This is a genomic window from Methylobacterium sp. Leaf465 (assembly GCF_001424705.1).
In the GTDB taxonomy this organism is placed as follows: Bacteria; Pseudomonadota; Alphaproteobacteria; order Rhizobiales; family Beijerinckiaceae; genus Methylobacterium.
This window is the reverse complement of record NZ_LMRA01000044.1, coordinates 155,428-179,064: the sequence shown is the minus strand read 5'-3', so window position 1 is coordinate 179,064 and position 23,637 is coordinate 155,428. Positions and strand designations below refer to the sequence as shown.

At 68.9% G+C, this 23,637-nt stretch carries 23 protein-coding genes; 14 read left to right on the top strand and 9 right to left on the bottom strand.

Annotated features, from left to right (window positions below; genetic code table 11):
• Nucleotides 1–42 precede the first annotated feature (42 nt).
• Nucleotides 43–741 carry a GntR family transcriptional regulator gene (locus ASG51_RS18150; protein WP_056212020.1) on the top strand — a complete coding sequence of 233 codons (699 nt, stop codon included), beginning with the start codon at nt 43–45 and terminating at the stop codon, nt 739–741.
• Nucleotides 742–816: 75 nt separating this feature from the next.
• Here the strand turns inward: ASG51_RS18150 and ASG51_RS18145 are convergent, their stop codons facing one another.
• From ASG51_RS18145 to ASG51_RS18135, 3 genes are all read right to left on the bottom strand, one after another.
• Complete coding sequence (locus tag ASG51_RS18145) at nt 817–1,251, bottom strand: nuclear transport factor 2 family protein (RefSeq protein ID WP_056277485.1); 435 nt, start codon at nt 1,249–1,251, stop codon at nt 817–819.
• A gap of 124 nt (nt 1,252–1,375) precedes the next feature.
• Nucleotides 1,376–3,052, bottom strand: a complete 1,677-nt coding sequence (locus tag ASG51_RS18140) for a methyl-accepting chemotaxis protein (protein ID WP_056382275.1) — start codon at nt 3,050–3,052, stop codon at nt 1,376–1,378.
• Between the two features lie 148 nt (nt 3,053–3,200).
• Entirely contained in the window at nt 3,201–3,857 is a 657-nt protein-coding gene (locus ASG51_RS18135) for a GntR family transcriptional regulator (RefSeq protein ID WP_056382273.1), read from the bottom strand.
• Nucleotides 3,858–4,037: 180 nt separating this feature from the next.
• Here ASG51_RS18135 and dctP point away from each other — a divergent pair, with 180 nt between their 5' ends.
• The 6 genes from dctP to minE all read left to right on the top strand — a co-directional run bounded on the left by dctP (nt 4,038) and on the right by minE (nt 9,192).
• Nucleotides 4,038–5,057, top strand: a complete 1,020-nt coding sequence (dctP, locus tag ASG51_RS18130; protein ID WP_056212030.1) for a TRAP transporter substrate-binding protein DctP — start codon at nt 4,038–4,040, stop codon at nt 5,055–5,057.
• The gene (locus ASG51_RS18125; RefSeq protein WP_056382271.1) at nt 5,054–5,770 is read left to right on the top strand and encodes a TRAP transporter small permease; all 717 of its coding nucleotides are present in this window, start codon (nt 5,054–5,056) and stop codon (nt 5,768–5,770) included. Before dctP ends, ASG51_RS18125 begins: the two co-directional genes overlap by 4 nt.
• The gene (locus ASG51_RS18120; RefSeq protein ID WP_056212034.1) at nt 5,767–7,119 is read left to right on the top strand and encodes a TRAP transporter large permease; all 1,353 of its coding nucleotides are present in this window, start codon (nt 5,767–5,769) and stop codon (nt 7,117–7,119) included. The genes ASG51_RS18125 and ASG51_RS18120 overlap by 4 nt, the downstream gene beginning before the upstream one ends.
• Before the next feature lie 234 nt (nt 7,120–7,353).
• Nucleotides 7,354–8,067, top strand: a complete 714-nt coding sequence (gene minC / locus ASG51_RS18115) for a septum site-determining protein MinC (RefSeq protein ID WP_056382269.1) — start codon at nt 7,354–7,356, stop codon at nt 8,065–8,067.
• Between the two features lie 13 nt (nt 8,068–8,080).
• Complete coding sequence (gene minD / locus ASG51_RS18110; protein WP_056212038.1) at nt 8,081–8,896, top strand: septum site-determining protein MinD; 816 nt, start codon at nt 8,081–8,083, stop codon at nt 8,894–8,896.
• The gene (minE, locus tag ASG51_RS18105; RefSeq protein WP_056212040.1) at nt 8,893–9,192 is read left to right on the top strand and encodes a cell division topological specificity factor MinE; all 300 of its coding nucleotides are present in this window, start codon (nt 8,893–8,895) and stop codon (nt 9,190–9,192) included. Before minD ends, minE begins: the two co-directional genes overlap by 4 nt.
• A 33-nt stretch (nt 9,193–9,225) precedes the next feature.
• Here minE and ASG51_RS18100 read toward each other — a convergent pair whose 3' ends face one another.
• Nucleotides 9,226–10,476: a nucleoside transporter C-terminal domain-containing protein gene (locus ASG51_RS18100; protein ID WP_056382375.1), complete on the bottom strand. Its 1,251-nt coding sequence runs from the start codon at nt 10,474–10,476 to the stop codon at nt 9,226–9,228.
• 971 nt (nt 10,477–11,447) lie between these two features.
• Between ASG51_RS18100 and ASG51_RS18095 the strand changes: the two genes are divergently transcribed.
• The 4 genes from ASG51_RS18095 to ASG51_RS18085 all read left to right on the top strand — a co-directional run bounded on the left by ASG51_RS18095 (nt 11,448) and on the right by ASG51_RS18085 (nt 15,438).
• Nucleotides 11,448–11,774 (top strand): hypothetical protein, encoded by a 327-nt coding sequence (locus ASG51_RS18095; protein ID WP_156389781.1) that lies wholly within the window; start codon nt 11,448–11,450, stop codon nt 11,772–11,774.
• Nucleotides 11,775–11,999: 225 nt separating this feature from the next.
• Nucleotides 12,000–12,122: a hypothetical protein gene (locus tag ASG51_RS25395; protein WP_277996215.1), complete on the top strand. Its 123-nt coding sequence runs from the start codon at nt 12,000–12,002 to the stop codon at nt 12,120–12,122.
• A 347-nt stretch (nt 12,123–12,469) separates the two neighbouring features.
• Complete coding sequence (locus ASG51_RS18090; RefSeq protein ID WP_056382267.1) at nt 12,470–14,830, top strand: Orn/Lys/Arg decarboxylase N-terminal domain-containing protein; 2,361 nt, start codon at nt 12,470–12,472, stop codon at nt 14,828–14,830.
• Nucleotides 14,830–15,438, top strand: coding sequence for a GNAT family N-acetyltransferase (locus tag ASG51_RS18085; protein WP_056212046.1), 609 nt, complete (start codon nt 14,830–14,832; stop codon nt 15,436–15,438). Before ASG51_RS18090 ends, ASG51_RS18085 begins: the two co-directional genes overlap by 1 nt.
• Before the next feature lie 40 nt (nt 15,439–15,478).
• Here the strand turns inward: ASG51_RS18085 and ASG51_RS18080 are convergent, their stop codons facing one another.
• The gene (locus tag ASG51_RS18080) at nt 15,479–15,694 is read right to left on the bottom strand and encodes a hypothetical protein (protein ID WP_056212048.1); all 216 of its coding nucleotides are present in this window, start codon (nt 15,692–15,694) and stop codon (nt 15,479–15,481) included.
• 89 nt (nt 15,695–15,783) lie between these two features.
• On the bottom strand, nt 15,784–16,410 hold the full coding sequence (locus ASG51_RS18075) for a helix-hairpin-helix domain-containing protein (RefSeq protein WP_056212050.1): 627 nt from the start codon (nt 16,408–16,410) through the stop codon (nt 15,784–15,786).
• A gap of 189 nt (nt 16,411–16,599) precedes the next feature.
• Here ASG51_RS18075 and ASG51_RS18070 point away from each other — a divergent pair, with 189 nt between their 5' ends.
• Nucleotides 16,600–18,456: an ABC transporter ATP-binding protein gene (locus tag ASG51_RS18070; RefSeq protein ID WP_056382265.1), complete on the top strand. Its 1,857-nt coding sequence runs from the start codon at nt 16,600–16,602 to the stop codon at nt 18,454–18,456.
• A gap of 6 nt (nt 18,457–18,462) precedes the next feature.
• Here ASG51_RS18070 and ASG51_RS18065 read toward each other — a convergent pair whose 3' ends face one another.
• Together ASG51_RS18065 and ASG51_RS25390 are read right to left on the bottom strand one after the other, a co-directional pair.
• Nucleotides 18,463–18,903: a response regulator gene (locus ASG51_RS18065; protein ID WP_056212054.1), complete on the bottom strand. Its 441-nt coding sequence runs from the start codon at nt 18,901–18,903 to the stop codon at nt 18,463–18,465.
• Nucleotides 18,900–20,021: a histidine kinase dimerization/phosphoacceptor domain -containing protein gene (locus tag ASG51_RS25390; protein WP_056382263.1), complete on the bottom strand. Its 1,122-nt coding sequence runs from the start codon at nt 20,019–20,021 to the stop codon at nt 18,900–18,902. Before ASG51_RS25390 ends, ASG51_RS18065 begins: the two co-directional genes overlap by 4 nt.
• A gap of 424 nt (nt 20,022–20,445) precedes the next feature.
• Between ASG51_RS25390 and ASG51_RS18055 the strand changes: the two genes are divergently transcribed.
• Both ASG51_RS18055 and ASG51_RS18050 read left to right on the top strand, forming a co-directional pair.
• Nucleotides 20,446–21,639: a patatin-like phospholipase family protein gene (locus ASG51_RS18055; RefSeq protein ID WP_056382260.1), complete on the top strand. Its 1,194-nt coding sequence runs from the start codon at nt 20,446–20,448 to the stop codon at nt 21,637–21,639.
• 159 nt (nt 21,640–21,798) lie between these two features.
• Nucleotides 21,799–23,424 (top strand): ABC-F family ATP-binding cassette domain-containing protein, encoded by a 1,626-nt coding sequence (locus ASG51_RS18050; protein ID WP_056277513.1) that lies wholly within the window; start codon nt 21,799–21,801, stop codon nt 23,422–23,424.
• Between the two features lie 84 nt (nt 23,425–23,508).
• On the opposite strand, the gene ASG51_RS18045 is transcribed toward ASG51_RS18050, so the two are convergent.
• On the bottom strand, nt 23,509–23,637 hold the full coding sequence (locus ASG51_RS18045) for a hypothetical protein (RefSeq protein WP_055945825.1): 129 nt from the start codon (nt 23,635–23,637) through the stop codon (nt 23,509–23,511).

Genomic DNA, 23,637 nt, shown 5'->3' with positions numbered 1-23,637 from the left:
AGAGGGAGTATTTTTCATTCCTCTTCCAGACGTCGTGGACCCATGAACAAGATCGAACCGGGCCTCGGCATCAACCGGCGCTATCTGCACGATGAGGTCGTCGACCGAATGCGCGACCTGATCCGCTCGGGTGAGCTGGAGCCGCGGGCGCGGATCAACGAAAGCGAATTGACCGAACGCTTCGGCATCTCCCGCACGCCCCTGCGCGAGGCGATCAAGATCCTCGCCACCGAGGGGCTTCTCGAGTTGCTGCCCAATCGCGGCGCCCGCGTCGCCAGCCTGTCGCAGTCCGAGATCGAGGAGATGATCGAGGTCATTGCCGGCCTGGAGGCCACCGCCGCCGATCTCGCCTGCCGCATCATCACCGATGCGGAGATCGACGGCATCTCCCGCGACCACGAGGCCATGGTGGCCGCCTGGCGCGCCGGCGAGGAGGGGGTCTACTTCGCCCTCAACCGGGAGATCCACGAGGCCATCATGCGGGCCAGCCGCAACGCCACCCTCGGGGGCATCTACGACAGCCTCTCGGGTCGCATCCAGCGCTCGCGCTACGCCGTGCATCAGACGCCGGAGCAGTGGGCGCAGTCGGTGGCCGAGCACGAGCGGATGATCACGCTGCTGCGCGCCCGCGACGGCGAAGCGCTCGCCCTGCTCATGCGCGCCCACATCCGGGCCCGGACCCCGGTGATCGCCGAGAATTTCGGCGCCGCCAGCCGCGAGGCGGCCGGGTCGGCGGCCTGAGCCGCCATCCGTCCTCGCGCCAGCCCGTCCCGGCCGGCCATCCGCCGGGGGGCGCGGGCGGCGCCGCTCCGAGCGCTAGTTCCAGGTGTGCAGCACGGTGCGCCAGCCGTCGGGGCGGCGCTCCATCACGTTGATCCAGTTGCCCTCGAACTTCTTTCGGGCTCCGCCCTCGCCGGGGCCGTTCATCTCCCAGCGCCCGGACAGCACCAGGACGTCGCCTGTCTCCCGCGCGGACTGGACGGTGATCCGGTGATCGTCGAAGCCCTTTGCCTTCAGCCCCGAGAAGAACGTCTTGATCTCGCTCGGTCCCGAGATCGCCGCGCCCTTCGGGATCACCAGCGCGTCCGGGGCGTAGAGCGTGCCCAGGGCGTCCATGTCGCCGCTGTTGTAGGTCTTGTCCCAGGTTTCGGCGGCGCTGCGCCCGGCCGTGGCGGCGGTGTCGGCGCGGGCCGCCACCGGCAGGACGAGGCACGCGGCCAGAGCCGCACCGAGAAGATGTCGGGTCATCATCGTTCCCTCCCTCGCAAGACCGTTTCCGTACGCCCCGCAAGGGTTATTGGACGATCGAAACCGAGGAAAGTAAAGAGTCCGCGCGAGGATCTGGAGTGATTGCCCGCGGGGACATTCTATTTGATTAAGCCGCGCGAACCGTGCCGAGGAAGCGTGCCAGTTCCTGGGCGAGGTGCTCCGCTTCGTGCGAGAGCTCGGAGGCCGAGGCCAGGACCTGGGACGCGGCGGCGCCGGTCGCCTCGGCCGCTCCGGCGACCCCGGCGATGTTGGTCGTGACCTCGCCGGTGCCGGTGGCGGCCTCGCTGACGTTGCGCACGATCTCCTGGGTGGCCGCGCCCTGCTCCTCCACCGCCGCCGCGATCGAGGTCGCCACGTGGCTGATCTCGCGGATCCGCCCGCTGATGCCCTCGATCGCGGTCACGGCCTGGCCGGTGGACCCCTGGATGCGGCCGATCTGGCCGCTGATCTCCTCGGTGGCCCGCGCCGTCTGGTTGGCGAGTTCCTTCACCTCGGCCGCCACCACGGCGAAGCCGCGACCGGCCTCCCCGGCCCGCGCCGCCTCGATGGTGGCGTTGAGGGCCAGCAGGTTGGTCTGGCCCGCGATGGTCGAGATCATGGCGACGACGTCGCCGATCCGCGCGGCGGCGGCGCTGAGTTCCTGGACCTGCGACGCGGTCCGGGCGGCCTCGTCCACCGCCCGCTGGGCGAGGTCCGTGGAGCCGTCGACCTGGCGCCCGATTTCCTGGACCGAGGCCCCGAGTTCCTCGGCGGCGGCCGCCACCATGCCGACATTGGAGGCCGCCTGATCCGCCGCCGCCGCGACCGTGCCGGATTGCTGGGCGGTCTCGGAGGCGGTGGTCGCCATGCTCTGGGCCGTGCCGCGCAACTGGCCCGCCGCCGCGGTCACCCGGTCGAGGATCCCGCCGACGGCGCCCTCGAACCCGTCGGCCATCTCGCGCATCGCGGCCTTGCGCTGCGCCTCGGCGCCGGCGCGGGCGAGGCGGGTCTCCTCCTCGAGGACGCGGCTGCGCAGGAGGTTGGCCCGGAAGGTCTCGAGGGTGTCGGCCATGGCGCCGATCTCGTCCTGGCGGCCGACGCTGGGGATCTCGGTCTCGGCCTCGCCGTCCGCCACGCGCCGCATGGCCGCCGTCATCGCGCCCAGCGGCCGTGTGATGCCGCGAATCGTGTGGGCCATGGCGGCCAGTGCCATGAGGACGGAGAGCCCGAGCGTGACCTGGGTGGTCCGCACGGCGCTCGCCTGTTCCGCCCGCGCCGCCGCCTTGGCGGCCTCGCCGGCCTCGCCGTTGAGCGTCACGAGCTTGCGCATGCTGGCGCTGGTGGCGAGATAGTTGGCGTTCATCGGCCCCCGGAACAGGGTCAGGACCTCGTCGCGCCGGGCGGGGTCGATGGCCCGGAGCTGGGTCCAATCCTGGCCCATCTGGGCGAGCTTGGCGCTGACCTCGTCGTAGAGGGCGCCCTCGGCGCGGGAACTCACCAGGGTCCCGTAGGCCGCGCGCCGGGTCTCCAGGTCCGTGGCCAGGGTCGCGGCCTGCGCGACGCTGTTGGTGCGCTCCTCGGCGGTGTCGGCGATGACGTAGCGGAACTGCCAGAGCCGGATCCGCATCACCAGGGCGTTCATGGCATGGGCGGCATCGACGGAGGGGAGGGCGTTGTCGGACAGGACCGTGATGCGGTCGCCGATGGCATCCATCTTCGCCAACGAGACGAGGCCCTGCCCGGTGGTGATGAGCGCCAGTAGACCGAAAAGGCCGATCAGCGTCGACTTGAGAGAGAGGCGCATGGGGAAAGCCGGTGACCGCTGCTTGGCGAGAAAGAGCGTTCCTCGATTAGCGGGCCTCCCTTAAGATTGACTTGCCCTTCGCCCCACGACATCCATCGGTTGTGTCGTCGCCCCGGGCGGCGATCCGCGCGAGGCCCTCCGCGAAGGGTCAGGCCGCGGCGTTGATCGAGCGCAGACCCGCCACGAGATCCGAGAAGCGGTCGCCCTGGACGATGACGTGCGCCCGCAGCCGGTCGGAAGCCGCGGTCTCGTCGCCCGACACGATGGCGGCCACGATGGCGTCGTGCTCGGCCAGGGACTGGCCGAGGCGGTTGCGGGCGCGAAGCTGGAGTCGGCGGAAGGGCGCCAGCCGCCGGTGCAGCTGGCGCGCCTGCTCCTCCAGGAACCCGTTCCGGCAGGCCCGGTACACCACCGTGTGGAAGATGTAGTTCTCCGCGTAATAGGTCTCGGGGTCGCCGGCCGCGGCCGAGGCGGCGCAGGCCGTCAGGGCCGCCTTGAGGGCGGCCTCGTCGTCGGGGATGAGCCGGCGCGCCGCCAGCCGCCCGCAGGAGGCCTCGATCTCCGCCATGGTCTCGAACATCGCGATCAGGAGCTGCGGGTCGGGGGCGCTGACGATGGCCCCGCGCCGGGGCTTGATCTCCACGAGGCCCGTCATCGCCAGTTGCAGCAGCGCCTCGCGGATCGGCGTGCGCGAGACCCCGAATCGCTCCGCGAGTTCCGTCTCGTCCAGGCGCGCGCCGATGGCGAGGCGACCGTCCACGATCTCGGTCTCGATGGTCTGCCTGAGGCGGCGCGATTGGTTCATGCGCTGAGATCCCGGCCCGTCCTAATCCCGCCGACTCGTAAAAATCAGGCGTCCACCATTATTCAATCGCGTTGACAAAATATACAAGGCGTCGTTTCATGTATAACGAACACGCGGTGCAGTATAAATGCTGCGCTGCAAAAACGAGCGGCCGGGGTCCGGCCTAGGGAGAGACACGCCATGATGCTGACACGCCGTGCCCTCGTTGCCGGCGGCCTCGCCGCCCCAGCCATCCTGTCCCTGGGCTCGCGGGCCCAGGCTGCCACCACCCTGAAGCTCTCCCACCAGTTCCCCGGCGGCACCATCGACGAGGGCGACTTCCGCGATCGCATGTGCCGCAAGTTCGCGATGGCCCTGGCCGAGCGTTCGAAGGGCGCCCTCGAGGTGCAGGTCTATCCGGGTTCGTCGCTGATGAAGACGAACGCCCAGTTCGCGGCCATGCGGAAGGGCGCCCTCGACCTCTCGCTCTACCCCTCGCCCTACGCGGGCGGCGAGGTGCCGGAGCTGAACATCGGGCTGATGCCGGCGCTGGTGAGCTCCTACGAGCAGGCCATCGCCTGGAAGAAGGCGCCGGTGGGCCGCAAGCTCACCGAGATCCTCGACGCGAAGGGCATTATCCTCGTTTCCTGGGTCTGGCAGGCGGGCGGCGTCGCCAGCCGGGAGCGTCCCCTCTACGCGCCGGCCGACGCCAAGGGCCTCAAGGTCCGGGGCGGGTCGCGCGAGATGGACCTGATGATGAAGCAGGCCGGCGCCGCCACGCTCTCCATTCCTTCGAGCGAGTCCTACGCCGCCATGCAGACGGGCGCCTGCGACGCGGTCATCACCTCGTCCACCAGCCTGATCTCGTTCCGCCTGGAAGAGTTGGGCAAGGCCCTGACCTCGGGCCGCGAGCGCTCCTACTGGTTCATGCTGGAGCCGCTGATGATGTCGAAGCTCGCCTTCGAGCGCCTGCCCAAGGACCAGCAGGACCTGATCATGACCATCGGCGCCGAGCTCGAGCCGTTCGGGCAGGCCGGGGCCAAGGCGGACGACACCAAGGTCGAGGAGATCTTCGCCAAGGCCGGCGCGAAGGTCCAGAACCTCGACGAGAAGACCCTGGGCCAGTGGCGTGACATCGCCCGGGATACCGCCTGGAAGGACTTCGCCGGTAAGTCGGCCGGCTGCGCCGAGCTCCTCAAGCTGGCGGAGCAGGTGTCGTGAGCCACGCCTTCGACGCGGCCTCGGCCGCCGCCGCGACGCACACGACGGCAGAGCCCCGGGTTCCGGGGCTCCTCGGCACCATCGACCGGGCCCTGAAGGGCGTCAATCACGTCATCATGCTGCTGGGCGGCATCGCGCTCGTCTGCGCCTGCCTGGTCCTCAGCTACAGCGTCGTCATCCGCTACGTCCTGCATGAGCCCACCGACTGGCAGGACGAGATGGCGGTGTTCCTCATCGTTGGCGCCACCTTCTTCTCGGCCGCCGCCGTGCAGGCCAAGCGCGGCCACGTGGCCATCGAGGCGCTGACCGGCCTGCTCTCGCCGCGGGTCAACCGCGCCCGCCTCCTGGTGGCGGACGTGATCAGCTTCGTCTTCGTGACGTTCTTCGCCTGGAAAAGCTGGACCCTGCTTCATGAGGCCTGGGTCGACGGGCAGGTGTCGCAGTCGAGCTGGGGGCCGCCGCTCTGGATCCCCTACATCCTGATGGCGATCGGCATGACCCTGCTGGGCCTCCAATTCGCCCTGCAGATCGTTGAGGAGATCCTCTACGGCGCCGAGAAGGCAGGCTGGGCGAACCCCAAGATCGGCCTCGGGGCCGATCTCAACCGCGATGCAGCGGGGCAGTCCGGCGCCACACCGACGGGCACGCGGCCCCTCGGCGATCCCCTCGCCAACACCGTGCCGGACACGAAGGTCACCGGGAGGCATCCATGAGCGTCGCGGCCATCGGCTTCCTCTATGCGGGGGCCACCCTGAGCGCGATGCTCGCCGGCATCCCCATCGCCTTCGCCCTGGGCTTCGTCGCCCTGGCCTTCATGTATGTCTTCATGCCGGGCGCCTCCCTCGATACGGTGGCGCAGAACGTTTACGAGGAGATGGCCTCGATCACCCTGCTGTCGATCCCGCTCTTCATTCTGAAGGGCGCGGCGATCGGGCGGTCCAAGGCCGGCCAGGACCTCTATTCGGCCATGCACGCCTGGATGCACCGCATCCCCGGCGGCCTCGGCATCGCCAACGTGTTCGCCTGTGCGCTCTTCGCCGCCATGGCGGGGTCGAGCCCGGCCACCTGCTCGGCCATCGGCTCGGCCGGCATCCCGGAGATGCGCAAGCGCGGCTACTCGCCGGGCTTCGCCGCCGGCATCATCGCGGCGGGCGGTACCCTCGGCATCCTGCTGCCGCCCTCGATCACCATGATCCTCTACGCGGTGGCGGCCGAGCAGTCGCTGGGACGCCTGTTCCTCGCCGGCATCGGACCGGGCCTGCTCCTGGTCGGCCTGTTCGCGGCCTGGTCGGTCTACCGGTTCCGCGCGGAATACGCCGCCGCGAAGGTCGCCTACGAACGGAACGGCACCGCTTCGGCGATCCTCGCGGAGGACACCTACAGCATGCGTCAGCGCTTCTCGACGCTGCCGCGGGTGCTGCCCTTCGTGATCCTGCTCACGGGCGTGATGGTGGCGCTCTACGGCGGCTACGCCACCCCGTCCGAGACGGCGGGCCTCGGCGGCCTCCTGGCGCTGGGCCTGATCGCCGTCATCTATGGCGTCTGGCGCCCGCGCGACGTCAGCCCGATCCTCACCGCGACCCTGCGGGAATCGACCATGCTGATGCTGATCATCGGCATGTCGCTCCTGTACGCCTACGTGATGAGCTACCTGCACATCTCGCAGTCGGCGGCGGCCGCGATCGTGGCGATGCAGCTCTCCCCCTGGGTGCTGCTGGTGACGATCCTCGGCCTCGTGATCCTGCTCGGCTTCTTCCTGCCCCCGGTCTCGATCATCCTGATGACGGCGCCGATCATCCTGCCGCCCCTGAAGGCGGCCGGGTTCGACCTCGTCTGGTTCGGCGTCGTGATGACCATCACCATGGAGATGGGCTTGATCCACCCGCCCGTGGGCCTGAACATCTTCGTCATCAAGAACATCGCCCCCGACATCCCGCTGAAGGACATCATCTGGGGCACGCTGCCTTTCGTCATCCTGATGGCGGTGGCGATCCTGATCCTCTGCCTCGTCCCCGGCATCGCCATGTGGCTGCCGAACTGGCTGCTGCCCACCACGCGGTGACGGCGGGCGTCGCTCGGGCTACGACCCTTACACCCGGACCCGGCCCCGGAGGGGGCGTGCGACAGGCCCCAGGCCGTCGCGCGCGCCGTCCGGGGCCGATGCTTGTTCGCGTGCCCCATCCCTGGATCATCGGATCAGAGGAAAATGCGCGCCTTTAATCCTTTGAACACGGGTTGTTAACGAAGCGGTAACCATACCGGGCATCAATGGTCTGGTAAGGAATCGCGAGAGCCCGTGACTGACACAAGCCCTCCCCGCAGACCCGTTCAGCTTCGTGGCCGCGCCTTCAAGTCCTTGGTGCTGGCCCCGGAGACACCGCTTCCCGATTGGCTCGCCGATCTGGACGAGGCGCTCCAGCGCTCGCCGACCCTGTTCGACGGGCGCGCCCTGATCCTCGACGTGGCGGCGCTGGCGCCCGCCGCGCCGGACCTCGACAGCCTGCTCGCCGAACTCGGCAGCCGGCAGATCCGCATCCTCGGCATCGAGGGTACGGACGTGTCTCTCCTCGGACCGGGGCGCCCGCCGCTCCTCGTCCAGGGACGGCCCTCGAACACGATCGAGATTCCGGCCCAGCCGGAGCCGGAGCCCGCGGTGCCGCCGGCACCGCCCGAGCCGGCCACGACGTCCCTCACCATCGAGGGCTCGGTCCGGTCCGGGCAATCCATCGTCCACCCCACCGGCGACGTCACCGTCATGGGGTCGGTCTCCTCCGGCGCGGAGATCCTCGCCGGCGGCTCCATCCACGTCTACGGCGCGCTGCGCGGCCGGGCCATCGCCGGCGCCGCCCGCAACCCCCGCGCCCGCATCTGCTGCCGCAAGTTCGAGCCCGAGCTTCTCGGCATCGACCGCCTCGTCCGTACGGCCGAGGAGATGGGCAACCACTTGCGCGGCAAGGCCGTGCAAATCTGGCTCGATGGCGGCGCCATCAAATTCGCATCCTTGGATTGAGGAGACAGCTCATATGGCCAAAATTCTGGTCGTGACATCAGGCAAGGGCGGCGTCGGCAAGACGACGACGACGGCGGCCCTCGGCGCGGCGCTCGCGCAGGCCGGCAAGAGCGTGGCGGTGGTCGACTTCGATGTCGGCCTGCGCAACCTCGACCTCGTGATGGGCGCCGAGCGGCGCGTCGTCTACGACCTCATCAACGTGGTCAACGGCGACGCCAAGCTCAACCAGGCCCTCATCCGCGACAAGCGCCTGGACAAGCTCCACCTGCTGCCCGCCTCGCAGACCCGCGACAAGGATGCGCTCACCGACGAGGGCGTCGCCCGCGTCATGGACGAGCTGCGCGAGAAGTTCGACTGGGTGATCTGCGACTCCCCGGCCGGCATCGAGCGCGGCGCCACGCTGGCCATGCGCCATGCGGATGTGGCGGTGGTGGTCACCAACCCCGAGGTCTCCTCGGTGCGCGACTCCGACCGGATCATCGGCCTGCTCGACTCCAAGACCCTCAAGGCCGAGCGCGGCGAGACCATGGAGAAGCACCTGATCCTCACCCGCTACGACCCTGCCCGGGCCGATCGCGGCGACATGCTCAAGATCGAGGACGTGCTCGAGATCCTCTCGATCCCGCTGCTCGCCATCATTCCGGAGAGCATGGAAGTCCTGCGCGCCTCCAACGTCGGTTGCCCGGTGACCCTGAACAACCCGCTCTGCGCCCCGGCCCGCGCCTACACCGACGCCGTGCGCCGCCTCAACGGCGATGCGGTCCCGATGTCGGTCCCCACCGACAAGAAGTCCTTCCTCGACAAACTCTTCACCCGGAGGGCAGCATGAGCCTCCTCAACATGTTCAACCGGCGCGGTTCGGCGCCGGTCGCCCGCGACCGCCTGCAACTCATCCTCGCCCATGAACGGGCGGGGGTCGGCGGCTCCGATCTCGTGATGGTGCTGCGCGAGGAGATCCTCGCGGTCATCGCCAAGCACGTCGAGGTCAACAGCGACAAGGTCCAGATCCGCCTCGACCGCGGCCAGGACATGTCGACCCTCGACATCGATATCGAGCTGCCGCTCACGGCCGTCGCCAAGGCCGGCCCCGCGAAGGTCAAGGCGGCGAAACTCGCCGCCGCATGACCCTCCGCGCAAGCATCCCGGCCGGCACAGCCGTCAGGCCCCGATGAACAACCCGGCGAGCGTCGCGCTCGTCAGGTTGGACAGGGTGCCGGCCAGGATCGCGCGCAGGCCGAAGCGGGCGATCTCCGCCCTGCGCTCGGGCGCGAGGCTGGCGAGGCTCGCGAGCTGGATCGCCACCGAGGTCAGGTTGGCGAAGCCGCAGAGCGCGAAGCACAGGATCGCGGCCGTGCGCGGATCGAGGCTGCCCGCCTTCAGGACCGGCGAGAGCTGCGCGTAGGCCAGGAACTCGTTGAAGGCGATCTTCTGACCGAGCGCTCCGCCGACGAGGCCGGCCTGGTCCCAGGGCACGCCCATCAGCCAGGCCAGGGGCGCGAACACCGCGCCGAGGAGGCCCTCCAGGCTCAGGGCGGGATAGCCCGCGAGGCCACCGGCCCAGCCCATGAACCCGTTCAGCAGGGCGATCAGCCCCGTGAAGGCGATCAGCATCGCCCCCACCGAGACCGCCACGGCCAGCCCCTTCTGGGTGCCGTCGGCCGCGGCCTCGATCACGTTGACAGCCCGCGCCTCGCCGAATGTCACCCGTGTGGTCGTCACCCGCGTGGGCTCCGTCGTCGGCATCAGGATCTTGGCGTAGAGCAGGCCGCCCGGCACCGCCATGACGCTCGCCGCAAGCAGATACTCCATCGGAACGCCCAAAGCCGCGTAGCCGGCCAGAATCGTGCCCGCCGTGGAGGCGGCCCCGCTCGACATCACGGCGAACAGTTCGGCCGAGGTCAGCGCCAGCAGGAATGGCCGCAGGGCGACGGCGATCTCGCTCTGGCCGATGGCGATGGTGATCACCGCCGAGAAGGTCTCGATCGGCGAGGTGCCGATCAGCCGCCGCAGCACGGCGCCGATGCCGCGCGCGGCCGCCTGCATCACCCCGAAATGGTAGAGCACCGCGATCAGCGCCGAGACGTAGAGGATCTGCGGCAGGATGCGCAGGGCCAGGATGAAGCCGCTGCCGCCGAACAATTCGACCATCCGCGGCTCGACGAGGCCGCCGAACAGGAACGCGGTGCCCCGGTCGCCGTAGTTCAGCACGGTCTGGACGAAGGACGCCGCCGCGGCGAGGCCGGTGCGGCCCGCCGGGACGAACAGCACCAGGGCCCCCAGCGCCACCTGCAGCGCCAGGGCCGAGAGCACCACCCGGGGCGAGATCGCCCGCCGGTGGGTGGAGAACAGAACCGCGACCGCCAGCAGCAGGGCGAGGCTCGCGCCCGCGTGAAAAAGCTTCTCGACCATGCCGCCCTGCTGTTCTGCCTTGCGCGGAGCAAGCCCGATGCCGGGGCGTTTGTCGCGGGCGAACAAGTGGCCATCCACCGGGCGTCGCGTGTTGATGACTTTCTCACGTGTCTGCATGAAGGGACGTGGGATGTGTCCCGATCCTGACTACGGAAAAAGCCTCGGGGTCCGGTTCGGCTGATTGCTAAAGCCCGCTGAGGATCGTCCTCGGCTCTGGCCCTCGTCTCGGCAGTGGAGTTTTTACCCCCAATGCGTATCCATAACGCCTCAGCCTGAATATTGGCATGGTACTTTGAGCCGTCAGGTCATATCGGCAGCCGGATCATATTTTTCGCCCACACTAAAGCTGCCGCGCCGATAGAGCCAAATCTTAGATGGATAGAGCAAAACAACTCACAGCATTACAGCGTGTCTGTCTCGCTTTCGCTGTCCTAATTGGCGTTTTTCGAATGGGATTTTTAGTCGTTGGCGTCGTTAATGGTCTGCGTACGGAATATATTATCCGAAATAACCCGAAAATAGATGCGCAGATCGTCAAATCAGAAATTCGAAAGGGAAGTGTTTTTGGCCTGCTCATCTTCGACAAGCCGAATTCCCCAGAAAGAGTGCTCTGCAACGTCTATACTAGGTTAGGTTCAGAGAGTCACTATCTCCAACTCAAAGAGGGTCGATCGCTCAAGGTCGTTCCAACGAAGGGGTGCGCTGCTCCGATCTCCATCTACGTCGACCGGTTCTACATCGTCACGATCCCGTTCATAACATTCATTGCGTATCTTCTGCTTAAATCTGCTAGCGCATGTATTCGGGGAAGGTGGTAAAGAATGATTGGCTTCACTCCTCCTAGTGATGATTGAAATTCGATGGACGGTATCCGCATCCTGGGGCATAGGCCGATCCTTCGCGAACGCTGCTCGCTTTAGTTGACCACCGGCTCCCCGCGATTCGTCCAGAACAGCGAAGAACACCTTGGCATGACGGTGTCGCCCAGGCTTGCGATTCGCCCTCGCGACGTTCGGCGATTTGCCGGCAACAGGGCTGCCCGCATGCACTGCCTCTCCACCGACGCCACCGCTCCGCCGTGCCTGCTCTTCGCGCTCATGGTCGACGCCGAGGGGCACGGACGGCTGCTGGATGCTGATCGCCGCCTGCCGGAGTCCGTCGCAGACGGCTTCCTCTGTGCTTCCTCTGTCTTGCATCCCGATCTCGTGATCGCCGACCGAGAGCGCGAATGCGGCGGCTGGATCGAAGACGAGCCGGCTGGGCGGCCGCTCTGCGTGCTCGCCCACATCTCCTTTTGAGCGGGCGGCGCCACGCCACGACCGCGGCGGAAGCCACCCGCGACGCGGTATTGGCCGGGGGCGCGGATCCGATCCGGCGGGGCTCCTGGAGACGTTCGTTGCGAACCTCGCCGTCTCCCTCGACGCCTCCGCGCGGCGGTTCCCGGACGCGCTCGACGCCATTGAGAGCCGGAAACTCGACGAGGACCACGCCGACGATCCCCAGCCCCGATCCGCCGGCGATCCGTGCGCCAGCACTGCCAACTCGCGGGCCTGAGTACGGTCTTCCTGCGCCTCGACTCGCTCCGCCGCGCCCGGCCGGTCCTCTCCGGGCGCTCGCGCCTGCCGCGGGACGAGATCGCCGGGTGAAACGCCGCCGAGACCAAGCGCCCGCTCGTCACCCTGTCGATCCGCACCGCGCCGGTCTCGCCGCCGACCCGGGTCACCGGCGTATTCGGCCCGACCATCGAGGGGCTGTTCATCGGCGAAATCGAGAACGGCTCGCTCCGCGCCCTCGCGATCTGCGGCCTCGCGGCGCCGGCGATCCACGGCGTGATCCGCCCGCGCGGGCTCGTCAAACGGCGCGGCGGATCGTAAGCCGGCTCTCTGTCGCGGCGGGGCGTGCCTGAAAACACCGCGACTGCCGCAAGATCGTCATCGAAGCGTCACGTCCCGTCGCGAACGGTGCGCCAAACGCCCCTGGGAGCCTTTTCCGCATGGACTTCTTTCGCCGCTTCACCGTCCTGATGTGTGCGCCGAACTTCGACCCGGACGATCTCGAGGGCGTGCGCGTCCAGCAGATCATCGGCTCCGTGGAGAAGCTCGGCTTCGAGGTGGTGCGGGCCCGCCGCGTCGAGGATGCGGCCATCGCGGTCCAGACCGATTCGGCCATCGGCTGCATGGTGGTGGACTGGGGCAAGCGTGGCCTCGACGGCAAGGCGGCGGCCCTCATCAACCTGATGCGCAAGCGCGGGCTGGAGATGCCCATCGTCATCATGGTCCGCCGCAAGCGCCTGGAGGATATCCCGGTCGAGGTGCTGGACTTCATCGACGGCTACATCTTCCTGGCGGAAGAAACCCCGGACTACATCGCCCGCGGCCTGGTGAGCCGCGTGAAGCAGTATGCCGAGACCCTGAAGACGCCGTTCTTCGGCGCGCTGGTGGATTACGCCGAGCAGGGCAACCAGCTCTGGACCTGCCCGGGCCACAACGGCGGCATCTTCTACAACCGCTCGCCGATCGGGCGGATTTTCGTCGAGCATCTCGGCGAGGCGGTGTTCCGCGACGACCTCGACAACTCGGTGCTCGATCTCGGCGATCTCCTCGTCCACGAGGGCCCGGCCCTGAAGGCGCAGAAGGAGGCGGCCGTCATCTTCGGGGCGGAGAAGACCTACTTCGTCCTGAACGGCACCTCGGCCTCCAACAAGATCGTGCTCTCGGCCCTGGTCGCCGAGGGCGACCTCGTGCTGTTCGACCGCAACAACCACAAGGCCGCGCATCACGGCGCGCTGTTCCTCGGCGGTGCGATCCCGGTCTTCCTGGAGACCGACCGCAACGCCTACGGCCTGATCGGCCCGATGTACCACGAGGCCCTGGACGAGACGCGCATCCGCGAGAAGATCCGCACCAACCCGCTGATCACCGACACGGAGGCCTGGCGGCGCGAGCGGCCGTTCCGCGTCGCGGTGGTCGAGCAGTGCACCTATGACGGCACGATCTACAACGCGCAGATGATCCTCGATAAGATCGGGCATCTCTGCGACTACATCCTCTTCGACGAGGCCTGGGCGGGCTTCATGAAGTTCCACCCGCTCTTCGCCGGCCGCTTCGCGATGGGCTTGAAGGGCCTCGACGAGACCTCGCCGGGCATCATCGCCACGCAATCGACCCACAAGCAATTGGCGAGCTTCTCCCAGGCCTCGCAGATCCACACCAAGGACAGCCATATCCGCGGCCAGACCCGGCGCATCGAGCACCGGCGCTTCAACGAGACCTTCCTGGTCCACGCCTCGACCTCGCCGTTCTACCCCCTGTTCGCCTCCCTCGACGTCGGCGCGCAGATGATGAAGGGGCGCTCCGGCGTCGTCCTGTGGGACGACACGATCCGCCTCGGCATCGAGTGGCGCAAGAAGGTCCGCGCTATCCGCCGCGAGTTCGAGGAGAAGGAGGGCGATCCGCTCAAGCGCTGGTTCTTCGATCCCTTCGTGCCGGACGCGGTCGAGGGACCGGACGGCAAGGTGCCGTGGGAAAGCCTGTCGACGGACGAACTCGCCGGCAACGTGAAGTACTGGGAACTGACACCCGGCGCCGACTGGCACGGCTTCACCCACGTGGCGCCCGACTACGCCATGACCGACCCCAACAAGCTCACCGTGCTGACCCCGGGTTTCAACCGGCACACCGGGGAATATGCCGCGCACGGGGTGCCGGCGCCGATCGTGGCGCAGTACCTGCGGGAAAACCGCATCGTGCCGGAGAAGAACGACCTCAACTCGCTGCTCTTCCTGCTGACGCCGGGCGTCGAATCCTCGAAGGCCGGCACGCTGATCTCGGGGCTGGTCGCCTTCAAGCGCCTGCACGACGACAACGTGCCGTTGGAGGAGGCGATGCCCGAATTCGTCCGGCGCCGGCCCAACCGCTACAAGGGCGTGCGCCTGCGCGACCTGTGCGCCGACTTCCACGCCTTCCATCGCGAGCACGGCACCAGCACGCTCCAGCGCAAGCAGTTCGAGCCGGGGCACCTGCCCGAGATGGTGATGACGCCGAAGGAGGCGGTCCAGCAGCTCACCCGCAACAACGTCGATTACGTGCCGATCGCCGAAGCCGAGGGCCGCGTGGCGACGACCTTGCTTCTGGTCTACCCGCCGGGCATCGGCACGGTGCTGCCGGGCGAGCGATTGGACGAGCGGGCCAAACCCATGCTGGACTATTTCAAGATGTTCGAGCGCTCCGCGAACCTGTTCCCGGGCTTCGAGGCCGAGATCCAGGGCGTGTTCCGCGACGTCGATCCGGACGGCACGATCCGGTTCCACACGTATGTCATGCGAGAGCCCCGCGTCATGCGCGAGGGGCGCTGATGGCGGGCGTGGCCGAGAGCGATCCCGACCTCGTCATCCGGCCCTCGTCGGATGCCGACGTGCCGGACATGGTGGACATCTACGCCCACCACATCCGGCGCGGCGTCGGCGATGTCGGGGATTTCGAGGAGGACCCGCTCCATCCCGACGACCTGAAGAAGCGTCGGAAGGCCATGCGCAAGAAGCGCCTGCCGCACCTCGTGGCCGACCGCGACGGGATCGTGGCGGGCTACGCCTACGCGGTGCCGTTCCGCAAGCGTCCCGCCTATCGCTACACCCTCAAGCACTCGATCTACGTCCACCACGCGCACCTGAACGCGGGGATCGGCCGGCGCCTGCTGCCGGCGCTGATCGAGGCCTGCGCGGCGGGCGGCTACCGGCAGATGATCGGTTACATCGACGCCCAGAACGAGGCGTCCCTGCGCCTCCACGAAGCCTGCGGCTTCGTCCGCGTCGGGCTCTTGCCGGCGGTGGGCTACAAGTACGGGCGTTGGAGCGACAGCGTCATGGTGCAGTGCGCGCTCGGAACCGGGTCCACGGACCAGCCCGGCACCTGGACCCGCACCGTGGAGGCCGTGGTGGCGGGGCACGACTGGATCGGAAAGTAGCGCGCCGGCGCCGGAGGCGCCCGCGCAGGGATCCGGCCGCCTATTGCTGCGCGCGGTTGATCAGCGTCTGCAGCGCCCGGGCCACCGCCTCGCTGACGTTCTTGCGGTACTTGCGGTGGACCAGCTGGCCGTTGTGATAGATGTCGTGCTCCACGTAGAGCTTCTCGCCGTCCCACCGGACGATGTTGTCGGTCTCGGTGGTCTCCTCGACGCCGAGATCCTCGCGAAAGGTAACGCCCCCGGCTTGCGCAAACATGGCTCGTCCCTGGTGATCGAAGCGATTTTCCGGCGTGCCGGAGGGGTATCTTAGGCAGACGGCGCGTGGCGCGCTACCCGAAACGGGGCTCAGCGCACCGTGACCTGATCCTTGATCCGCTCATAGACCGCCCGGCTGAGGACGCGCTTCGACAGGAGCTCGCCGACGGAGGCGTAGGGCCGCTTCTGCACGATGGCGCGCCCGATCATGCCGCCGCCCCGGAGGCCGTTCAGCTCGGCGACGGTTCCGGTGTTGAGGTCGACGATCGCGACGCCCCTCGGCCCGGCCGTCTCGGCGGCGGTGTCGATGGCCTCCTCGCCGGCCGACGGGGGCGTCGGGCGGGAGGCGGTCCCGAGGTCCGGGAGGGCCGGCGCCGGGTCGCTCGGCGCTGGCGAATGGGGCGACGGCGCCGTCGGCGCGGGCACCGGCAGGGGCGCATTCGGTGCGGGCGCGGGCGTCGGCGGCACGGCGGCTTGTGGCGCCGGGGCGGGCACGGCCTGCGGCAGGGGCGCCGGCGCCACCGGGGAGACGGGCCGCGTCGCGGCCGGCGGCACCGCCGCCTGGGTTCCGGCGGCCCCGGTCTCCGGGGCCGTCCGGGTGATGGGCGTCTCCGGCGTTCCGCTGTCCTGCGGACGCAGCATTTGGATGATCCCGGCCAGGACGGCTGCCACCACGATGAGAATGCCGACCCGCAGGACCGCTGAACCGCTGAGCATTGTGAGGGCGGCCTCGCGCCTGAGAAGAGGATGAACGCCTAACATAGGCGATAAAGTGAAGTCTCGCCGGCGAATCGCCTGTCCTCAAGAGCTTGAAGACGTTGGTCGGTCCCGCGCTGACATCTGCGCGACTGGGTGCGGCGTCTGCGGCATCGACGGAGGTGCCGCTCCCGGTCATGGTCCCGGCCGATGCCCGACCGTCTCTCCCCTCTGACCGTCCTCTCCGCGCGCCTCGGCGCCCTGCGCCACCTCCCGGCCCTGGCGCGCCTCGTCTATGCCGCGAGCCCCCGCCTGCTCGTGGTAAGCCTCGGCCTGCGTCTGGCGCGGGCGAGCCTGCCCGTGGCGATGCTCTACCTCGCCAAGCTCATCCTCGACGCGATCGTGGCCGAGCATGGCCGGCCGCATCCGGGCGGCCTCGGGCCCGAGGCCTGGCTGTCCGATCCCGCCCTGCGGCACCTCGCCGTGCTGGTTGCGGCGGAGTTCGGCCTCGCCATCCTCGCCGACCTCCTCGGGCGGGCCAGCACCCTGGTCGACGGCCTCGTGGCCGACCTCTACGGCACGTCCGCCACCCTGAAGCTGATGCGGCACGCCGCCGAGCTCGACCTCGAGCAGTTCGAGGACAGCGCGGAGCAGGACCGCCTCGAGCGGGCCCGCCGTCAGGTCACCGGCCGCTCGAACCTCCTGTTCCAGCTCTTCGGTCAAGGGCAGGATCTCATCACCCTCGCGGCCTTCGCGCTGGGCCTCGTGGCCTTCGCGCCCGGGCTGATCCTGCTGCTCGTGGTCGCCCTGGTGCCGGCCTTCCTCAACGAGACCTACTTCAACCGCGAGGGCTATCGGCTGGCCTGGACCCGGACGCCCGAGCGGCGCGAGATCGACTACCTGCGCTTCCTCGGGGCGAGCGTGGAATCCGCCAAAGAGGTCAAGCTGTTCGGGCTGAACGGCTACATCGCCGAGCGCTACCGGGGGCTGGCGTCCAAGCTCGTGGCCGACAACCGAGCCCTGGCGCTGCGCCGCGCCGGCTGGGGCGGGGCCTTCGCGGCCCTAGGCACGCTGGCCTACTATCTCGCCTACGCCACCATCGTCTGGCGCACCGCCGCGGGCCAGTTCTCCATCGGCGACCTCGCCTTCCTGGCGGGCTCCTTCCAGCGCCTGCGCGGCCTGATCGAGGGGCTGCTCCTCGGCTTCTCACAGATCGCCGCCCAGGCACAGTATCTCGACGATCTGTTCTCGTTCTTCGCCGTGGTGCCGGCGATCCGCTCACCCGCGAACCCGGCGCCCCTGCCGCGTCCGATCCGGAGCGGAATCGTCTTCGAGGCGGTGGGATTCCGCTATCCCGGCACCGACACCTGGGCGGTGCGCGACCTCAGCTTCCACCTCGCGGCCGGAGAGGTGCTGGCCCTGGTGGGGGAGAACGGCGCCGGTAAGACCACCATCGTCAAGCTGCTCACCCGGCTCTACGACCCGACGGAGGGCCGCGTGCTCCTCGACGGTCGGCCCCTCTCCGCCTACGACCTCGAGGACCTGCGCGGCCGCATCGGCGTGATCTTCCAGGATTTCGTGCGCTTCAGCTTCACCGCCCGCGAGAACGTGGCCGTGGGCCGCATCGAGGCGCGCGACGACCCCGACCGGATCGCCCGTGCGGCCGGGCGCAGCCTCGCCGACGGCGTCATCGGCCGGCTGCCCCTCCAGTACGACCAGCCGCTGGGCAAGCGCTTCGCCGAGGGCGTCGACCTGTCGGGGGGCGAGTGGCAGAAGATCGCCATCGCCCGCGCCTACATGCGCGAAGCCGAGATCCTGATCCTCGACGAGCCCACCGCCGCCCTCGATGCCCGGGCCGAGTTCGAGGTCTTCCAGCGCTTCCGCGAATTGAGCCACGGGCGCACGGCGGTGCTGATCTCGCACCGCTTCTCCACGGTGCGCATGGCGGACCGCATCCTGGTCCTTGCCGGTGGTCGGGTCATCGAATCGGGCAGTCATGCGGAGCTGCAGGCGCTGGGTGGCCGCTACGCCGAGCTGTTCGAGCTGCAGGCGGCCGGCTACCGCTGAGCCGGCCTAGACGCCGAGGGCGTCGCGATAGGCGGGCGCGAGGCGTAGGCCGAGGGGCAGGGGGGAGCGCGGCGGCGGCGCGTGCACGCACTCGCTGAAATACGCCAGGGTGTCGAAGATAACCGCCTCAGTGAAGGGCTTGGCGATCACGCCGGCAGCCCCTTCGAATCCCTCGGGCAGGTGCTGGGCATTGGCGGTGACGAAGACCAGGATCATGGCGGCATCGTCCCGCAACGCCCGGACGATGTCGATGCCGGACGAGCCGCCGCGCAGCTGGAGGTCGACGAAAACGAGATCCGGCCGCACCTCGCGGGCGATCCCGATCGCCTCCGCGGCGGTCGCCGCGCTGCCGAGGACGACGTGGCCGGCATCCTCCACGAGGAATTCCAGCTGCATCAGAATGAGCGCCTCGTCTTCCGCGATCAGTACCCGGAGGGGTTCGCTCACGTGCTGTCCTTGGCGCCCGGGGATTCGCGCGGGAGGCGAATGTCGATCGACGTTCCGGGATCGCCCGGTTGCCAGGCGATACTGGCATTCAGCTGGCGCGCCAAGCTCTCGATCAGGCGCTTGCCGAAGGAGCGCGTGCCGACGACCTCCTGGGGCATGCCGATGCCGTCGTCGATGATCCGGATGCCGAAGTAGCGTCCATCGGGCTGGACCCGGATCGAGAGGCGTCCCGGCCGGTTGCTGGGGAAGGCGTGCTTCAGCGCGTTGGTGATGAGCTCGTTCATCATCAGCGCCACGGGCGGTGCCTTCTCCACCGGGACCTCCACGGGCTCCAGGTCAAGGTGCAGGCTGATCTCGGATCGGCCGGAGCCGCGCACGAGGTCCGTGGCGAGCTCGCGGGCGAACTCGGCCACGTCGAAGCGTTCGACGTCATGGGACTGGTAGAGGCGCTTGTGCACCGTTCCCAGGGCCTCGACCCGGGTCAGCATCGACTTCATCGCCTCGCGCGCCGTGGGGTCCGAGATGCTCCGGGTCTGCATCGTGAGGAGCGAGGCCACCATCTGGAGATTGTTCTTCACCCGGTGGTCGACCTCGTGCACGAGCATGGTCTTGGCCGCCAGGGCGTCCGACAGCTCGCGCGTCCGCTTGGCGACCTCGCGCTCGAAGTGCTCCTTCTCGTTCTGCGTCCGCATCTGCGCGTCGACCCGGTCGGTGACGTCGAGCTGCGAGGCGAAGAAGTAGTGCAGGTCACCACCCTTGGTGATGACCGGACTCATGTAGAGGGCGTTCCAGAACGAGGTGCCGTCCTTGCGATAGTTCAGGATGTCGACGGAAATGTCGCGCCGGGCACCCACGGCCTCGCGGAGCTGCTGGATCGCGTTCGGGTCGGTGTCGGGGCCCTGCAGGAAGCGGCAGTTGCGCCCCATGATCTCGCCGCGCTCGTAGCCGGTGAGGCGCAGGAAGGCATCGTTGACGAAGACGATCGGATTGTCGTCGCGGCGCGGGTCCGTGACGATCATGGGCATGCGGGTGGCCCGGATGGCGGCGGCGAACGGATCGCCCTTGCCGTGCTCGACCATCAGATCGCCCGTCAGGTGCCACGCGTCGTCTCGTTCCATCGCCTCTGCCTCCTCGCGCCACCGATCCCTGGGACTGTCCTGCTCACGCCGTCATCGTCAGGACCATCGACGGCACATGCGGGCGGCACGGCCGCTCCGCGTGAGCGCGACCGGTCGGCGAAAGCAGGTTTCGCGAGGGAAACTGGACGTCGGGTCGTGACCGCAACGGTCAACCGTCACCGTATGGTGCTCCAACGGACGTGTGCGCAGGAAGTTCATTTGATGTCGGGCCGGGCCGCGGAGGCTCCGGCCGTCGACATGCTTCCGCACGATCCCGTGGGATCGCGCGGCTGCTGCCCGAATGCCACACCGGTCCAGCGTCGCGAAGCGTAGCCGGAACACGGCAACGGCCAAGCTCATTTTCCGTGCTAGGGTCGTGCCGGGGTCGGGCTCCGGGATTGAAGCTGTGGACTTGGCTGTGGACATGTCGAACCTGCGTCGTCGCCGTTGGACCCGGGGGTTCCTGGCCCTGCTCGTTGCGGGCCAAGTCGCGGCCTGTGGCAGCACGCCGCGCACGCCCTACACGGCGAGCGAGGCGGCCGGCGCGGTCCTGCCAGGGCTCGATCCGAACGTCCGCGCCTATGCGGATGCCTCGGAGAAGACCTTCACCGAGATGTCGGCGCGCCCCCAGAACAGCAGGGTTCCGTTCGCCTACCTCGCCCTGTCCGGCGGTGGTGGCGACGGGGCCTACGGCGCCGGCCTGCTGAACGGCTGGACCGAGTCCGGCAAGCGCCCGGAATTCTCCCTGGTCTCCGGCGTCTCCACCGGTGCCCTGATCGCGCCCTTCGCCTTCGTCGGGCCGGAATACGACGCCATCCTGAAGGACATCTACACCAGTGGCGTCGCCTCGACTCTGGTCCAGTCGCCGAGCTTTGCCAACGTGCTGTTCGGCTCGGGCCTGTTCGGGGACGGGCGCCTGCGGGACCTCGTGCGGCGCTACGTGACGCCGGACCTCCTGGCGGCGGTCGCCGCCCAGCATGCCAAGGGCCGTCGCCTCCTCGTGGTGACGACGAACCTCGATGCCCAGCGCGCCGTGATCTGGAACATGGGTGCCATCGCCACCAGCGGCGGCCCCGCCGCCCTCGACCTCTTCACCGACGTGCTCACCGCATCGGCCAGCATCCCGGCGGTGTTCCCGCCGCAGCTCATCGACGTCCAGGCGGCGCAGCGCACCTTCCAGGAGATGCATGTCGACGGCTCCGTGGTGACGCCGGTCTTCACCCTCCCGCAATCGTTCCTGCTGCGCGACGGCCGGTTCAAGGCGGGCGCCAAGTCGGACATCTACGTCATCATCAACGGGCGCCTGGAGCCGGAATTCGACCTCGCCCAGAACAACACGCTCTCCATCGTCGAGCGCGCGTTCACCACGGCGAGCCGAGCCCGCAGCCGCGCCACCCTGGCCTCGACCTATGCCTTCACCCGCAACAACGGCATCGGCTTCAACCTCGCCTACATCGACGAATCCGCGCCCAACACCTCCACGGCCCGCGGCTTCGACACCGGCTACATGCGCAGCCTGTACGAGACCGGCTACGAGACCGGCCGCACCGGCACGTTCTGGCGCAAGAGCGTGCCCGTGGCGCCGCTGGTGAAGGCCTCGGTGGTGGCCGCGCAATAGGCCGGCGCCCGGGTCGTTTCCCGCCCGGGCACGACCCGAGGCGCGTGGGGCGAGGGGGCTGGTTGCGTGCCGCACCCCTCGCGCCGGATGGTGCGGTGCGATAGGGTCCGGCCCGCGTCCGGGTCCGTCCGGTGCCCCCGCCCCCGACGAGCCCCCCGCATGATTCAGATCGACGACCTCACCTTCAGCGCCTGGGGCCGGCGCTTCTTCGATCGCGCCAGCGTCGCGGTGCCGCCCGGCGCCAAGGTCGGGCTCGTCGGCCGCAACGGCGTCGGCAAGTCGACGCTCTTCAAGATCATCCTGGGTGAACTGCAGCCGGACGGGGGCGCCATCCTGCTGCCGAAGACCGCCCGCGTCGCCTCCGTCGATCAGGAACACCCCGCGACCCCCGTCAGCCTGATCGATACGATCCTGGCCGCCGACGTGGAGCGCGAGGCCCTGAACGCCGAGCTCGAGACCGCCGCGCCCGAGCGCCTGGGCGAGATCTATGCCCGCCTCATCGAGATCGACGCCGACCGGGCCCCGGCGCGCGCCGGCGAGATCCTCGCCGGCCTCGGCTTCTCCGTGGAGGACCTCACCCGGCCGATGGCGGAATTCTCCGGCGGCTGGCGCATGCGCGTGGCCCTGGCCGCCGCGCTCTTCGCCGAGCCGGACATGCTGCTCCTCGACGAGCCCACCAACTACCTCGATCTCGAGGGCGCCCTCTGGCTGGAGGCGCGCCTGAAGCGCTACCCGCACTCGGCCCTGATCATCAGCCACGACCGCGAGCTCCTGAACAACTCGGTGGACGCGATCCTGCACGTGGCCGGCGGCAAGCTCGAACTCTACACCGGCGGCTACGACGACTTCGAGAAGCGCCGGGCCGAGAAGGCCCGTCTCCAGGCCTCGACCAAGCAGAAGCAGGAGGCGGAGCGCGCGCACCTGCAGAGCTTCATCGATCGTTTCAAGGCGAAGGCCTCGAAGGCCGCCCAGGCGCAGTCCCGCGTCAAGCGCCTCGCCAAGCTGGAGCCGATCGCCACCACCATCGAGGAGCACGTGGCACCGTTCCACCTGCCCTCGCCGAAGCGGCCGCTGGCTCCGCCCCTGATGCACCTCACCGACGCCACCATCGCGTATGGCGACGACGCGCCGGTGCTGCGCGACCTCAACCTGACCCTCGACGTCGACGACCGCATCGGATTGCTGGGGGTCAACGGCGCGGGCAAGTCGACCTTCGCCAAGATGGCGGCGGGCGCCCTCGCGGTGCGGGACGGGCGCATGGTGCGGGAAGGGCGCGTGCAGGTCGGCTGGTTCCACCAGCACCAGATCGAGGCCCTCGACCCGAAGGACACGCCGCTCGCGATCATCCGGCGCGAGCGCCCCGACGACAGCGAGTCGGCCCGGCGCGCCAAGCTCGCAAGCTTCGGCCTTGCCTTCGACAAGCAGGAGACGACGGTGGACGCGCTCTCGGGCGGCGAGCGGGCGCGCCTGCTGCTCAACCTCGTGGCGATGCAGGCGCCGCACCTGCTCATCCTCGACGAACCGACCAACCATCTCGACATCGACAGCCGGAGGGCGCTCCTCGACGCGCTGAACGATTACGGCGGGGCGGTCATCCTCATCACCCACGACCGCTCGCTGATGGAGCTGGTGGCGGATCGACTGTGGCTGGCGGCCGACAACACGGTCAAGCCCTTTGCGGGCGACATGGACGATTACGCGAAATTCGTGCTCGACCGGACCCGGGCCGGCCAGCGTGCGCCGGGCCAGGGACGCGAGAAGAAGGCCAAGCGCCGGGCGGCCTGAGCCGCGAGCACAGTCCGGAGCCGGGCGGACTCAGCCGCCCAGGGCTTTGGAAACCGGGCGGCCTCGGCCGCCCGGAGAGCGCTCTTACTTCCGCAGGATCTTGGTCACCAGGCGGCCGAGCGGCGTGCCGGAATCGTAGTTGCGGTCGTCGCGGACCACGGGACGATCCTCGTTGCCGAGGAGCTTGGTGACGATGCGTCCGATCAGGCTCAT